Origin of the sequence: Paenibacillus sp. BC26 (genome assembly GCF_900116125.1) — a bacterium.
Taxonomy (GTDB): domain Bacteria; phylum Bacillota; class Bacilli; order Paenibacillales; family Paenibacillaceae; genus Paenibacillus_Z; species Paenibacillus_Z lignilyticus.
In genome coordinates, this window is sequence record NZ_FPAD01000001.1 from 454,950 (window position 1) to 467,866 (window position 12,917).

General features: G+C 53.9%; 10 protein-coding genes. 9 read left to right on the top strand and 1 reads right to left on the bottom strand.

The window, feature by feature from the left end; genetic code table 11:
• The first annotated feature begins 81 nt into the window (after positions 1-81).
• Together BM412_RS01975 and BM412_RS01980 are read left to right on the top strand one after the other, a co-directional pair.
• Positions 82-1,668, top strand: a complete 1,587-nt coding sequence (locus tag BM412_RS01975) for a DUF3502 domain-containing protein (RefSeq protein ID WP_091213199.1) — start codon at positions 82-84, stop codon at positions 1,666-1,668.
• Positions 1,669-1,898: 230 nt separating this feature from the next.
• A complete protein-coding gene (locus BM412_RS01980) occupies positions 1,899-3,887 on the top strand; it encodes a methyl-accepting chemotaxis protein (RefSeq protein WP_091213202.1) in 1,989 nt (662 codons plus the stop codon).
• 676 nt (positions 3,888-4,563) lie between these two features.
• On the opposite strand, the gene BM412_RS01985 is transcribed toward BM412_RS01980, so the two are convergent.
• Complete coding sequence (locus BM412_RS01985) at positions 4,564-4,770, bottom strand: cold-shock protein (protein ID WP_091220103.1); 207 nt, start codon at positions 4,768-4,770, stop codon at positions 4,564-4,566.
• 202 nt (positions 4,771-4,972) lie between these two features.
• Between BM412_RS01985 and BM412_RS01990 the strand changes: the two genes are divergently transcribed.
• The 7 genes from BM412_RS01990 to BM412_RS02020 all read left to right on the top strand — a co-directional run bounded on the left by BM412_RS01990 (position 4,973) and on the right by BM412_RS02020 (position 12,828).
• The gene (locus BM412_RS01990) at positions 4,973-6,067 is read left to right on the top strand and encodes a CgeB family protein (RefSeq protein WP_256256082.1); all 1,095 of its coding nucleotides are present in this window, start codon (positions 4,973-4,975) and stop codon (positions 6,065-6,067) included.
• 35 nt (positions 6,068-6,102) lie between these two features.
• Positions 6,103-7,248 carry a CgeB family protein gene (locus BM412_RS01995; protein ID WP_091213205.1) on the top strand — a complete coding sequence of 382 codons (1,146 nt, stop codon included), beginning with the start codon at positions 6,103-6,105 and terminating at the stop codon, positions 7,246-7,248.
• A 163-nt stretch (positions 7,249-7,411) separates the two neighbouring features.
• The gene (locus BM412_RS02000) at positions 7,412-8,932 is read left to right on the top strand and encodes a glycosyltransferase family 4 protein (protein WP_091213207.1); all 1,521 of its coding nucleotides are present in this window, start codon (positions 7,412-7,414) and stop codon (positions 8,930-8,932) included.
• A gap of 39 nt (positions 8,933-8,971) precedes the next feature.
• Complete coding sequence (gene wecB, locus BM412_RS02005; RefSeq protein ID WP_091213210.1) at positions 8,972-10,069, top strand: non-hydrolyzing UDP-N-acetylglucosamine 2-epimerase; 1,098 nt, start codon at positions 8,972-8,974, stop codon at positions 10,067-10,069.
• Positions 10,059-11,042, top strand: coding sequence for a polysaccharide biosynthesis protein (locus tag BM412_RS02010; RefSeq protein ID WP_091213212.1), 984 nt, complete (start codon positions 10,059-10,061; stop codon positions 11,040-11,042). Before wecB ends, BM412_RS02010 begins: the two co-directional genes overlap by 11 nt.
• Positions 11,039-11,881 carry a dTDP-4-dehydrorhamnose reductase family protein gene (locus tag BM412_RS02015; protein WP_091213214.1) on the top strand — a complete coding sequence of 281 codons (843 nt, stop codon included), beginning with the start codon at positions 11,039-11,041 and terminating at the stop codon, positions 11,879-11,881. The genes BM412_RS02010 and BM412_RS02015 overlap by 4 nt, the downstream gene beginning before the upstream one ends.
• Positions 11,878-12,828: an NAD-dependent epimerase/dehydratase family protein gene (locus BM412_RS02020; protein WP_091213217.1), complete on the top strand. Its 951-nt coding sequence runs from the start codon at positions 11,878-11,880 to the stop codon at positions 12,826-12,828. Before BM412_RS02015 ends, BM412_RS02020 begins: the two co-directional genes overlap by 4 nt.
• Positions 12,829-12,917 lie beyond the last annotated feature (89 nt).

The window sequence follows — 12,917 nt, forward strand, 5'->3', positions numbered from 1 at the left end:
AGGCTCGGCTTGAAAAGTTGTACTGGATTATCGGTCCGTTCTCGGATGATAATAAATAGTAATCATAGGAGGGTTATTTCAATGAGAAGAAGAGGGTTCAAGTTTGTTACGGCAACGCTGACAGCGGTTCTTTCCGTTAGCATGCTGCTCAGCGGCTGCGGCAGCGGTAACACAGAGAACGAGGCGAACTCGTCCGCGAATAACGGAAATACCAAGGCAGACAACACCGCAGCGGCGAACAATGCGGCGGAGAACACGGGTGCAACGGATGCATCCAAGCTCGATCCCTACGAGATTACATGGTATTTGCCGCAAAGCGTTTTCCCGGATGCGAAGCTCGTCCAGGATGAAATGAGCAAGATTACGCAGGAGAAAATCAATGCGACGCTGAACATTCAGCTTGTCGATTGGGGGACTTATGATCAGAAAATGCAGGCGATTGCCGCTTCCGGTGAGAAAGCCGATCTGATCTTCACCTCCAACTGGACGAATGATTATTTGCAAAATGTGAATAAAGGCGCGTTCCTCGACATTACGGATCTGCTTCCGCAGTACGGACCGGACATTCTGAAGCAGGTGCCGGAAGCTGCATGGGATGCGGCCAAAGTAAAAGGCAAGCTTTATGCCATCATCAATACGCAAGTACTGGCAAGAACACCGGGCGTTCTGATTAACAAGACGTTCCTCGATAAATATGGCTTTACAGCGGATCAATTCAAAACCCTTCAGGATTTAACACCGTTCTTCGAGAAGGTCAAAGCCGGCGAGCCGGATAAATTCCCGTTCAGCTTGAAAGGCGACACCGATGTCATGGGTAACTACGGCAGCGCGCTTGGCATTGAATATTTCTCGCAGAAAAACCCGGGCGTCGTCTATATTAACGGTGACAGCACCAAAGTGGTGAACCTATATGAAACGCCTGAATTCACGAACTTCTTGAAGCTCATGCACGAGTGGTTTGAGAAAGGCATCATCCGTAAAGATGCGTCCACATTGAAAGATACGAACTCCGATGAGTTGGCGGGTAAATATGTGACTTCCACATTCACCGTTATCAACCCGGATACGGCGGCTAACCAAGCGGCCAAATTCGGCGGCGGGGATGCGGCGAACGTGGCGGCTGTTGAGTTCTCCAAGCCTTATATGAGCACAGGCTCCATCATTGCTACAATGACGGCAATCTCCCGTACGTCCAAGGACCCGGCCAGAGCGATGATGTTCTACAACCTGCTTTATTCCGATCCGCAGCTGTTCAATCTGATGAGCTTCGGTATCGAAGGCAAACACTATACGAAGGTTGAGGATGATCTGATTCAGAAGATCGACAACACCGGCTATTGGATGGATTCCGGCTGGGAGTACGGCAATATGTTCAACTCCTACCGCACCAGCCCGACGCAGCCGAAGTGGTTCCCTGCCGGCCCGGACAAGAATGCAGCCGCGATTCCTTCCAAGCTGCTTGGCTTCTCCTTTGACCCGAGCAATGTGAAGAGCGAGCTTGCGCAAACGGCTTCCGTAGTGGATGAGTTCTATGCCGGACTCATCACCGGTATTGCCGATCCGGATACGACGCTTACGAAGATGAACGAGAAGCTGAAGAAGGCAGGCTTGGATAAGATTTTGGCGGAGATGCAAACCCAGATCGATGCCTGGAAAGCATCGAAATAATTGATGGAGCCGGCGGTTCTTTCCTGAAGGGAAGGAATCGGCGGCTCTTTATGTTTCTTCGAAACGGAACGCGTTTCTTTGCAGGCAGCATGGAAAATCCGGCCGAATTTATGGAAAATTTACGTAGTTTAGTGTCGAAACGAGGAGGTAAATGCTGAATTTTGTCGAAAATGTATCGTACTAATGAAGTGCTCGCTTGGGATGACTACGATTAACGGGGAGGAAACACCATGATTACCACTATCTTTAATCCTGCTATTAAACTGATGAATCGGCTGAACTACGCACAGAAATTTATCATTATTGGCGTCGTTCTCATCATCCCTGTCGCATTATTGATGTACTTCTACATTTCGGAGAAGAAAGTCGGCATTGAATTCGGCAAGAAGGAATTAATCGGGAATCAGTACAATGCAGGCATGAAGAACATGCTTCGGATTGCACTGAGCTTGCGCGAGCAGACGACTTCCCTGCAATTAGGGGAAATCGGAAGTGAGGCGGCGATTGCGGAGAGCCAGAACTTGATGGCGATGGCGATGAAGCAGCAGCAGACGCTCGAAGACAAATATGGGTCGAAACTGGGCACGGAAGCGAGTTGGAAGAAGCTTCTGGCCGACTGGCAGCATTTCAAGAGCACCTTGCCTAAAGCGGGTATCTTGGATGACAAGTATAAGCAATATGACGTGCTGGTACAGGATCATTTGGACTTAATTACGCTGGTGGGCGATCATTCGAATTTGGTCTTGGACCCGGATTTGGATTCCTACTATATCATGGATATTAGCTTAGTGAAGCTTCCGTATATGACCGATTTGCTTAGCTCCTCGGCTGTCATTGCGAACCGGGCCATTTATGACGGTGTGATGTCGCAAGCGACAAAGCGGCGATTGGATCGCAATTTGACTCAGATCGAGAGCAATCTGGCGGAAATCGAGAAAAATTTGCAGACGGTTTACGCCTACAATCCCGGCTTGAGGGAAGATATGACCCGCGTAGCAACGGAATCGGCAGCCTCTTTCAACAAATTCGTGGAGCAGATGAATGAACGGTTTATGGAAGCGGATCGGGTACCCGTGGGTGCCGGCAGTAAGGATGATTTGAGCGATGAAGCGATTTCGGCGGCTTTCTCGCTGTACGAGACCTCCTCGGCAGTGCTTGATGACTTGCTCCATAAGCGGGTGGACGGATTCACGTCCGAACGGTTGCAGAGCATGCTCTTTATTTCGCTGCTCCTGCTGCTTGCGACGTATCTGACCATCGGATTCTGTATTTCCACACGCGGCTCGCTCCGTCAGTTGGCGGATATTTCGGCTAAGGTGGCAAGAGGGGATTTGACCGTAAACAGTGAGTTTAATTCAAGGGACGAGGTAGGCCAGTTCTCCCGTTCGTTTAACGATATGGTAGCGAGCCTGCGCAGCGTCATTGCTCATATGAAGGAGTCGGCAAATTCCGTTTCCGTCGCTTCCATCGATATTACGAAAAGCACGGATGAGATCGCCAGAGGCAGCAGCGAACAGGCGAAATCGGCCCAATCGATTAATGAGCTGATGCAGGAGCTGTCGGTCGCAATCGATACCGTTGCCATTAGTGCCGAAGGTGCAGCGAATCTGTGCGGCGATACGCGAAATGTAGCGGAGGAGAGCGATCGAATCGTGCAGCTCTCGATTCAAAGCATGGATGTGCTCAGCGACAAAATGAGCACCTTGCAGGAAGCGTCGTCGAAGATCGGTGAAATTATCGGCGTTATTGATGAGATTGCGCAGCAAACCAATTTGCTCGCTTTGAATGCGGCGATCGAAGCGGCTCGAGCCGGAGAGAACGGCAAAGGATTCTCCGTTGTGGCGGAGGAAGTTCGCAAGCTGGCCGAGCGCAGCAGCGAGGCAGCCAAGCAAATTACCTGCATCATCGAAGAGATGCAAACCTTTACCTCGGAGAGCTCGCAAGCGGCGCTCGATTCGGTTCTGTTCGCGAAACAAACCGGCGAGTCGCTGGTGCACATCACGCAGAAAGTAGGCGAGGTTACGTCGCAGGTGACCGATATCGCCGCTGCCAGCGAGGAGCAGTCGCGCCAAACAAGAGAAGTGCTGGAAGCCATCGAGAACATCGCGGCAGTCAGCGAAGAAGCTTCGGCCAGCTCCGAGCAGACGGCCATGAGCTCGCAAAGCCTCTCCGGTCTGTCGCAGCAGTTATCCAAGTCGGCGGCGAGGTTTACGGTTTAGGATGGAGAGTGCCAATAAAGCCCCCGTGGGGGGCTTTATTGGCACTCTTTTATTTATGAGGGGGCTGGCTGAAAAAGCGCCGAAATGAAACTGAGAGTTCTAAAATCGAACTCTCAGCGATCAAACTAACCCCTTTCCTGTGCGTCGGATGCTGAGAGTACGGAAATTGAACTCTCACCGTCGAAATCACGCCGAAATGAAGCTGAGAGTTCAAAAATCGAACCCTCAGCGGTCCAACAAACCTCTTTCCTGCTGTGTCGGACGCTTAGAGTAGGGAAATCCGACTCTCATCGCCGAAACCGCGCCGAAATGAAGCTGAGAGTCGGTAAAACCGACTTTCAGCGGTCAAACTAACCCCTTTCCTGCTGCGTTGGAGGCTGAGAGTGCGGAAACTGAACTCTCAGCGCTGAAACCACACTATTAGTCCGACCTGGTAAAGCGGCATATCCGCCAACAGCTCCCCGGAAAGACGAGATTACTGGTGTTTCGGCGATGGCACTAACCCCGCACATCCTCATCCGTCGAAACTGCAACATGAAGAGGCTGACCTTTAATCATCTTGGATGATTAAGAGTCAGCCTCTTCATGCTGTTTATCTGTTGCTGCCCCATAGGTCCAGCAGCTTTCTGAATGAGATGAATGCTGAGTTGACCAGAGGTCACCTCAAACCATTCATCTACTGGAAGCTGCGTTTCGTGCCGTTGGTGAGGACGGGCAGGCATTTGATTTCGCTGGTCATGCTGGAGTGACAGATGGGGCAGCTGGGGAATTCGCCGAATGAGAAATCATTTCGCATCCAGCAGCTGCAGTCGTCGTTACTGCATGTCCAAATGGACGTTTGCTCTTCCGGAATCGGTTCAACCACTTTCTTTGAGAAATGAATAATCAAGCCCTCCTTCATTGTTCATGCCGTAACCTCTTTTAATATGTGACTGTACTGGCAGAAATATACTACTTTTTTCAAGGCAATCTGCCTTAGGGGTCAAACGCCAATTTTGTAAGCCAAGCGGACAAGTGACCAAGAGCCTTGCCTGTCATTCGCATATATATGGAGACAGAATACTCGAAAATCAGGGGTGGAGCGCGTGCAGGCGAAGCGAAAAATTTACGCCCAAGCAGCAAGAAAAGGATTCGCCGCTGGATACAGCAATGGCCAGCGGGATGGCGCTTGCGACTTCATTTACAAGCGAATGCATCCGGCCGCAGCATTCCCCAAACGGAATGTCTGCGTGCTGTATATTCCGCAGGGCTTCGAAGCAATCGACCAGGGCATCGTTGAAGCGCTTCGCCATACTGTGCGCGAGGTGCATGTGGCAGATGCCAAGTTCATGGCGGAGCAAGCTTCTTTCATTAGGCCGGATTGGATGCTGGTGCTGAACGGACTGCATGTGTTCCCGGACGATCATTTGCAGCAGGTCGATGCGGTGCGGGCAATGGGCATTCGTACGGCCATATGGTTCGCGGATGATCCCTATGTGACGGCAGATACGGTGACGATCGCGCCTCATTACGATGTTGTCCTTACGCACGAGCTGAGCACGGTGGAGTTGTACAGAGGACTTGGCTGCGCGGAGGTGGCCTACATGCCGCTGGCTGTCGATCCCAATTGGTTTAAGCCTATGAAAGTGGAGGCGGTACATCGCAGCGATATTTGTTTTATCGGGCAAGCATTCTGGAACCGCGTGGAGCTCTTTGATGCCATCGCTCCCTACTTGAAGAACCGCAAAGTGTTTATCGCAGGCGGTCTTTGGGATCGGCTGCGCCACTATAAGCAGCTGCAGAAATTCATCCGCATGGGCTGGCTGCCGGTCGATGAATCGATCCGCTACTACAACGGTGCCAAGATTGTCATTAATATGCACCGGACTACGGAGCGGGGCAAGGACAATAAGAACGAGCTGAACTTGCCGGGAAGATCCATTAATCCGCGCACGTACGAGATTGCGGCATGCGGGACGCTGCAGCTGACGGATGTACGGGAAGACTTGCCTAACTACTATGTGCCCGGCGTTGAACTCGACACATTCAGCTCACCGGAGGAGCTGATTATGAAGCTGGACTACTACTTAAAACATGAAGAACAGCGCAGGCAAATGGCGATACGAGGATTGTACCGGACCTTGAAGGACCATACCTTCGTTCAACGTTTGCAGCGGGTTGCCGAGGTGTTGATGTGGTGATACGGAGCAGAAGAAGGCAGAGAGGAGTGAATGAAATGGCGACCAAAAGACGAAGACGCCGAATTCGCAAAGGGAAAGTGGCTCGGGGCCTTAGGGGTGAAGCGCGAGGCAGAGTAGACGGGTTCCGGCTTGGCTGGCAGCATGGCCATTGGTACGGTCAATGCGAGTCGGTCTTGCAAAATACGGCACAAACCCAGACTTTCGCGGTTAGACAGGCGCATGTGCTGTTTGTCGCGACCGGCAAAGGTTTTCCGTATTCGCCGCTTGATGAAGCGATTGCGAATGCACTTCGAGCGCAGGTGACCCAACTGACGATTACCGACACCTTACAGCCGGTAGCAGATATTGCAATGCGGATCAGACCGGATATTGTCATTGTCCTCGATGGTCTGCAATTCAATGTCGCGCAAGCCGATGCCATGCGGGCAGCCGGCATTCGTACCGCCATTTGGTTCACGGATGATCCGTACTATACGGACATCACCTCAGGCATTGCGCCTCATTATGATGAAGTGTTCACGCTGGAGCTGGTTTGCGTCGATTATTACCGCCGCTTAGGCTGTCCGAACGTCTACTATTTGCCGCTCGGAGCGGATCCGGCTTCATTCAGACCGCGCAATCCCTTGAGGTCGCAGCGTCATGACATTTGCTTCATCGGCTCGGCTTATTGGCGGCGCGTTGAGTTTTTTAACGAAGTGACGAAATTTCTTGCTACGAAGGATACGCATATTTCCGGCATCTGGTGGGAGCGGTTGAAGGATTTTCAACTGATGAAGAGCAAGATCGAGCTTGGCCGTTGGATGGGTCCCGATGAAACCGCAAATATGTACAACGGCGCCAAAATCGTCATTAACATGCACCGTGCCCACGATGATGAAACGTTCAACAACAACAGTGCGGGCATTGGCGCGATTTCCCCGAACCCGCGGACCTTTGAGATTGCTGCCTGTGCAGCACTGCAGCTGACGGATGTGCGCAGCGATCTCGTATCCTTTTATACCCCGGATGTAGACATCGTCACCTACTCTTCGCCGCAAGAGATGATAGACAAAATTCAATATTATTTGGCGCACGAGGAAGAACGGAAAGCGATCGCCATGCGCGGCATGTACCGGACGATGCGAGAGCATACGTATGGCAAACGGATTGAGAGGCTGCTTGCGATATTGTTTCCCGGTTAAGAGGGGGACAGCTGTCCATCACAGTAAGCAGCGGAGATAGAATCGACGTTTTTTGTGCGTTTGGAAAGGTCTAAATGTCGTGCCGCGCAAGTAGCCGTCACAATATATTGTACAACTAGGGTTTTGATAGCTGCGATGAAACAGGTGGAGGGGAGTCAACCAATTGAAGCTTAGCAAACCAAAAATGCTAGTATTCTCGCATATTTGCAGCCCTCAATACGTCACAGGCGCTGAGAAACTGCTGCTGTTTATGGTCAGGGAGCTGTTGCCCTCCTTCGCCTGCACGCTCGTCGTTCCCAATGAGGGCATTATTGCCGTAAATGCTCGCAAGCTCGGAATTACGGTCATCGTGCATCAAATTCCACTCATCGTGCCTCTGTATCTAGGACTCTCTCATATGACCAATGAGATAGGCACACACCAACAGGACCCGCTATGGCTGCAGTTGATCCAGCTTATCCACCATGAACGGCCGAGTATCATCATTGCCAATACGTGCGTTCATCCGATGCCTGCCATCGCCGGCAAGATGCTGGGTATTCCGGTCGTCTGGACGGTGATGGAAGCCATTCGTGAAACGCCTCACACAGCGCTCGCAGCTTCCATAATCGAGCAGTATTCCGACTACATCGTCGGCATCTCGGAGACGACACTGGCACCGCTTCGAACCCCGGGCATGATTCCCAAATCAACGCTGATACCGCCTTCCTGGCACCAAAGCGAGCTGAATCCGGAGAGCTGGCAGCAGCATCGGATCAATCGGCGCAGGCAGCTGGCGATTGCGGACGAACAGCGATTGGTCGGCTACATTTCATCGTCGATCTTCGAATTGAAGGGACTCGAGCATTTCATGCAAATGGCCGTCAACTCGGCCGAGCAGCATCCTCATGCGATGTATCTCATCGTCGGTAACCCCGTAGATCAGGGCTATTTTGACAAATGCATCGGGATTGCCAGAGACCGCGGATTGATGGAGCGATTTCGCTGGATTCGGTTCGAGGAGCAGGTAGAGACGGTTTATCCGGCCATGGACGTACTCGTTGTACCCAGTTTGACGGTGGAAGGGTTCGGCATGACGGCGCTCGAGGGCATGGTGTTCGGAAAGCCGGTCGTCGTGTACGGTTCCGGCGGACTCTCTGAAATAGGCCGAGCTACCGGAAATGAAGCCTATGTGGTGCCGATGGGCGATACGGAAGGGCTGACGCAACGTGTGTCATCGCTGCTAGCGAATGAAGCCATGATGCAAGCGATCGGCGCACGCAATGTGCAAGTCGCGCATGAAGTGTACGGGGTTAACGCGTATCGCGATCGGCTGCGCAGGTTTATTGCTACGCTGGCCCTTCGCGGATATTACCCGCCGACGGTGCTCAAAGGGAGTGCCCCGACGATCTACAAGTTTGACAATGGCGTTCTCCGGCCTTTTCGATCGACGCGCTCCTTCCACAGAGCAGGTCATCGAATGGAAGAGATTCGCGAGGTTCCGGATGTTTACATTGCCGCATGGCCGAAAGGCGCGCCGATTGGCACGGCGTACAGAAGCAGAAGAAAGGGCCGCAAACGGCTGTCCGGCCGCGTCGGGAAGAACCGGCGAGGTCGCGGCATTCACAAGCAAGGCAGCTTGAAGCGCCGAAGGCAGCCGGGGCGCCAGAGGAACCGGGCAAGAGGCGCTAAGAAGAAACGGTAGCCGCTCGCCCGAGGTTGAACGACGAAGGAGGGACGTTTCATGCGCGTTGTAACGATTTTGGGCACGCGCCCGGAAATTATACGACTGAGTCTTATCATTCAGAAGCTGGATGCGCTGGCCGAGAAGCATGTGCTCGTGCATACAAGACAGAACTTTTCGCCGTCGCTTAGCGATGTGTTCTTTCAGGAAATGGGACTCAGGCAGCCGGACTATCTGTTCACGGAGACACGGCAGACGCTCGGCGGGCAATTGTCCGTCATGTTTGCGGAGGTGGAACGCATTCTGATCGCCCATGAACCGGATGTGGTGCTGCTGCTTGGCGATACGAACAGCGCACTCTGCGCAATTATCGCGGAACGGATGGGCATTCCGGTTGTACACATGGAAGCGGGAAATCGCTGTTACGATCTGTCGGTCCCGGAGGAGAAGAACCGCCGGATTATCGATGCCATCGCAAGTATTAACATGCCGTACACGTCTTACAGCAAGAACAACTTGCTGAGAGAAGGGTTTCCCAGCAATCGAATCGTGCTGACAGGCAATCCGATCCATGAGGTGATTGAGCACTATAAGCCGCAGATTGATGCCAGCGATGTGCTGGAACGCTTCAGTCTGCAGGCTGGCAGTTACGTGCTCGTGACAGCGCACCGCGCGGAAAACGTCGATGTGCCGGAGCGGCTGACCGGCATATTGGAGGGGCTTAATCGCGTAGCGGCGCGCTTTGACAAGCGTGTCATCTGCAGTGTTCATCCACGGACGAGATCGCGGATCGACAGCGGTTCGGTGAGCGTGGAGATGGATGAGCGGGTCGTGTTCTATGAGCCGCTGGGGTTCTTCGACTTTGTTCGGCTGGAGCAGCATGCCTTCTGCGCCATCACGGACAGCGGTACCGTGCAGGAAGAATGCTGCCTGTTCGGAGTGCCAACCATCACCATCCGGCAAACGACGGAGCGTCCGGAAACCGTTGATTGCGGCAGCAACGTGGTGTGCGGCTTAAAGGCGGAGCGAATCGAAGAGGCTGCGGTCATCATGACTTCGCTGCCTGCGGCTTGGGAGTGTCCGGACGGGTACTTGGCCAAAGATGTGTCGGATAAAGTGGTTAAATTTGTGCTTGGAGGGAAATGGAATGTTTACTAATCAGCGCATACTGGTCACCGGGGGAACAGGGTCCTGGGGCTACGAACTGATCCGCCAGCTGCTGCCTCAGCAGCCCAAACAAATTATTGTGTTTTCCCGTAACGAGTCCAGCCAGGTGGCGATGAGCCGCGCGTTTGAGGATTCGCGTCTGTCCTTCTGCATCGGAGATATTCGGGATAAAGAAGCGTTGATGCGTGCGTGCGAGCGGGTCGATTATGTGTTTCATTTGGCAGCGCTGAAGCATGTGCCCGTTTGTGAGGATCAGCCGTATGAGGCGCTCAAAACGAACGTGATCGGAACGCAGAATGTCATCGAAGCCGCCATCGCAAACGGGGTAAAACGAGTGGTCTACATCTCCACGGACAAGGCGGCGAACCCGTCGAATTTCTATGGAATGACCAAAGCGATTGGCGAGAAGTTGATCGTGTACGCGAATCTGCTGCATTCCAAAACGACATTTGTCTGCGTACGCGGCGGGAATGTACTCGGCACGAACGGAAGCGTTGTGCATCTGTTTATGAATCAGATCAGAGAAAAGGGGCAAGTGCGGATTACGGATATGAACATGACGCGATTCTTCCTGACCTTGCAGGATGCAATCACGCTATTGTTCAAAGCTTCGGAGGAAAGCATTGGCGGGGAAATCTTCGTGATGACGATGCCAACCTGCCGGATTGTAGACTTGGCTGCCGTACTGATCGAGGATTTGGGTATTCCCGCGACGATGGTGACAACGGGGATTCGGCCAGGGGAGAAAATACATGAGATTCTGCTGACTGACCATGAAAGCACGACTACGGTCGTGTATGACGAAGAGTATTTGGTCATTCTGCCAACGCTTGATATTCCGGGGCTTCGTCAGCATTACAGCAGCTATCCGAGCGTCGATTTCGAGAGCTACAGCTCCAGCCAGTCCTTGCTGACCAAGGAAGAAATTCGTTCCATGCTGAACCGGGGCGGGTTTCTGTCATGAAGCTGCTCATTATCGGAGGAAGCGGCATGGCAGGTCATGTTCTGATCCGGTATTTTGCACAGCTGCATCCTGAAATGGATGTCGTGTACACGACTCGAGCGGCAGAGGAGGGAACTAACGGGCTGCGCCTTGATGCTTCGGACAGTGAGGCTGTGGCTGCACTTGTGCATGCCGTCCAGCCGGATGTTATCGTCAATGCGGTAGGCGTGCTGAATCAGGATGCTGAGCAGCATCCGCTTGCCGCTTATCAGGTGAATGGGTTTCTGCCTCACTGGCTGCGGCATCTGGCGGACCATCTGGACACACCTGCGCGCGTCATTCATATTAGCTCCGATTGCGTGTTCAGCGGATCGAGAGGCGGTTATACGGAGCAGGATGTGCCGGACGGCACCTCCGTGTATGGGAGATCCAAGGCGCTCGGCGAAGCGCCTGGCTCCCGCCATCTCACGATTCGGACTTCCATTATCGGGCCTGAGATCAGGCCGAATGGGATCGGACTGCTCAAATGGTTTCTCGAGCAAAAGGGAACCGTCAGCGGCTATGCGAGAGTGTGGTGGAACGGGGTCACCACGCTTGAGCTGGCCAAAGCAGTGGATTATGCCATTGCAAATCCGACGATTGGGGGATTGGTTCATTTGACAGCTGCCGAAACGATAAGCAAGCTCACGCTGCTGCATTTGTTTCAATCCACTCTCCAGGTAAGCGGGATCAAAATCGTACCGGATGACCGGCTGTATCTAGACCGGACGCTTGCAGCCACGCGCAGTGATTGGGGTTACGTTGCACCTAGTTATGTACCGATGCTGGAGGAGCTTGCGAACTGGATGAGTGAAGGTTGAGCCGCCCGCGCCTGCTGGTAACAGGGGCCGGCGGCTTCTGCGGCGAGCATGCCTGCCGGTACTTCAGCGCGGCGGGCTGGGAGGTGACGGCGGTTGTTCGCCGTCTGCCGCAGCAAGATGCAGAAGAGCGGGCGTGGCTGAACGCCGTCCATGCGGCTCTGGCTTGTGATCTGGCAGCGCAATCTGAGGTGCTTGCGCTTATCGAGCAAGCCAAGCCGGAATATGTGCTGCATTTGGCAGGCGCCAATGCGGTTGGTGCCTCATGGAATGACCCCACAGCCGTGCTGCAAAGTAATGTGATGGGCACCGTACATGTGCTTGAAGGCGTGCGGCGGGCAGGGACTCCTTGCCGGGTCGTAGTAGCCGGCTCGATGCTGCGGTTCCCGCTCGTTGCAGCGGGCCAGGGTGGTGCTGAGCGGCCGCAGCCGCAGCACCCGTACAGCTTGAGCAAGACGATGCAGGTGCTGATTGCGCAGAGCTGGACATCGCTCTACGGCATGGAGGTCGTGATCGCCGAGCCGTCGAATCTGATCGGTCCCGGCCGATCCGGCGGCTTGTGCGCACTGCTCGCGCGCTACGCGGCCAAGGCGGAGCAAGCAGCAGCGAGCGGCGCTGCTGCGCCGGCGCCGTTCCGGCTATCATCGCGCAGCGAGCAGCGCGATCTGCTCGATGTGCGCGATGCGATTCGCGCGTATGAGCTGCTGCTGCGCGCCGGAGAGAGCGGCCGCATCTATCCGGTTGCGTCCGGCGTGATGCGCACGCTCGGCGAGATCGCGGATGCGTTCGATGCGCTGGCGCAGCATCCGCTGCAGTGGGAGATTGGCGAGTCGCAAGCCGCCTCGCCGGATCCCGTGAATTGCGAAGGCATCATCGCCCTTGGCTGGACGCCACTTATTACGCTGGAGCAGTCGCTGCGCGAAACGCTGGAAGCGGCGCGGCAGCGCTGAAGCAAGCCGGAGCCGAAGCTTGAACTGAAACTGAAACTGAAGCTGGGGCTTGAGCTGAAGTACAACAATAGAGAAGAAGCAGCAGGAGG

Bases quoted from the DNA above. Each gene is read 5' to 3' on its own strand.
- BM412_RS01975 (WP_091213199.1), top strand. From the start codon at position 82: ATGAGAAGAAGAGGGTTCAAGTTTGTTACGGCAACGCTGACAGCGGTT.
- BM412_RS01980 (WP_091213202.1), top strand. From the start codon at position 1,899: ATGATTACCACTATCTTTAATCCTGCTATTAAACTGATGAATCGGCTG.
- BM412_RS01995 (WP_091213205.1), top strand. From the start codon at position 6,103: ATGGCGACCAAAAGACGAAGACGCCGAATTCGCAAAGGGAAAGTGGCT.
- wecB (WP_091213210.1), top strand. From the start codon at position 8,972: ATGCGCGTTGTAACGATTTTGGGCACGCGCCCGGAAATTATACGACTG.
- BM412_RS02010 (WP_091213212.1), top strand. From the start codon at position 10,059: ATGTTTACTAATCAGCGCATACTGGTCACCGGGGGAACAGGGTCCTGG.
- BM412_RS02015 (WP_091213214.1), top strand. From the start codon at position 11,039: ATGAAGCTGCTCATTATCGGAGGAAGCGGCATGGCAGGTCATGTTCTG.